The sequence below is a fragment of the Acetobacter papayae JCM 25143 genome (assembly GCF_000613285.1).
Classification (GTDB): domain Bacteria; phylum Pseudomonadota; class Alphaproteobacteria; order Acetobacterales; family Acetobacteraceae; genus Acetobacter; species Acetobacter papayae.
This window is the reverse complement of sequence record NZ_BAIN01000155.1, coordinates 1-1,316: the sequence shown is the minus strand read 5'-3', so window position 1 is coordinate 1,316 and position 1,316 is coordinate 1. Positions and strand designations below refer to the sequence as shown.

Below are 1,316 nucleotides of genomic sequence, written 5' to 3'. Positions count from 1 at the left end.
CACCAGCATCACGTCAATCAGCGGCGTGGTGTTGATGTCGACAATGCCTTCGTCTTCCGTCGTGCTGTCAGACCCGACATTCATGCCCATCCTCAGTGCTCCTTCGGCTGCTCGGTAATGAAGTCGATATGCTGATGCCAGACTGCTGGCACGCGGCAATAATCCCGCCAACCTTCTCGTAGCGCACATGCCCGTCCGCACGGATCTGGATCTGTGGCTGCGGCTTCTGCACCGCAGCCTGTTCCAGACGGCTCTCAAGGGCCGCCATGTCCACAACCGGTGTCTGGTCCCACCACACCCGGTTATCCGCCGTGACCGCCACAACAACGTTGCTGATCTTGGTCTGCGTCGCTGGCTCAGGTCTTTCGGCAGATCAACCTTGACCGTATGCGTGGCCACCGGATCGTGATCAGGAAGATGATCAGCAGCACCAGCATCACGTCAACCAGCGGCGTGGTGTTGATGGCGGAGACGACCTCGTCCTCTCCCCCGTCACCGCCGCCGACATGCATCCCCATGGGTCAGCCCACCCGGTTCGAGACAGTGGCGGTCGTGGGGGAGTGATCCGCCCGCACCGCAACCGCATCACCATGGCGCACGCCACCAATCAGGATCGACTGCAGATCATCGGCAAAGTCACGCACCTGATCCATCGCCCCCTTGTTGCGCCGCACCAGAAGGTTGTAGCCCAGCACCGCGGGAACCGCCGTGGCAAGACCGAACGCTGTCATGATGAGCGATTCACCCACAGGCCCCGCCACCTTGTCGATCGAGCCTGACCGGCAATGCCGATGGCCGTCAGCGCGTGGTAGATCCCCCACACCGTGCCGAACAGACCAATGAACGGCGAGGTGGAACCCACCGTGCCCAGAAACGCCAGACCCTTTTGCAGGTTGCTCTGGATGTTGTTCACCGCACGCTGGATGGACATGCCCGTCCAGGTGCGCAGGTCGATGCTTTCCTGCAGCGTGCCTTCATGATGTTCCGCCGCCACAATGCCCGTATCGGCAATATAGCGGAACGGAGAGCCGGCCTGCAGCGCCGCGGCCCCGTCCTGAATGCTCGGCTTGGTCCAGAAATCCTGACGCGCCGCGCGGCCAGCCGAGAACAGGCGACTCTGCTCGATGAACTTCGTGATCATGATGAACCACGTGCCCAGCGACATCGCCAGCATGATCAGCAGCACCGTGCGGGCCACGAAATCGCCATTGGCCCAGAGGCACTCAGCCCGTAGGGGTTCCCTTCGGGTGCCGGAGCTGCGGCCTCGGGGGCAGGTGCGGGCGCCGCAGGAGTTGCCGTATCCGCAGGAGCCGGGG

The 1,316-nt window shown here is 63.0% G+C and carries 3 pseudogenes; all 3 read right to left on the bottom strand.

From position 1 onward, the window contains the following. Window positions 1-90: pseudogene (locus tag JCM25143_RS20425) on the bottom strand (biopolymer transporter ExbD); the annotation flags it as partial. A 2-nt stretch (window positions 91-92) separates the two neighbouring features. Further along, window positions 93-518: pseudogene (locus JCM25143_RS20420) on the bottom strand (ExbD/TolR family protein). Between the two features lie 3 nt (window positions 519-521). Next, window positions 522-1,316 (bottom strand): annotated as a pseudogene (locus JCM25143_RS20415) (MotA/TolQ/ExbB proton channel family protein); the annotation flags it as partial.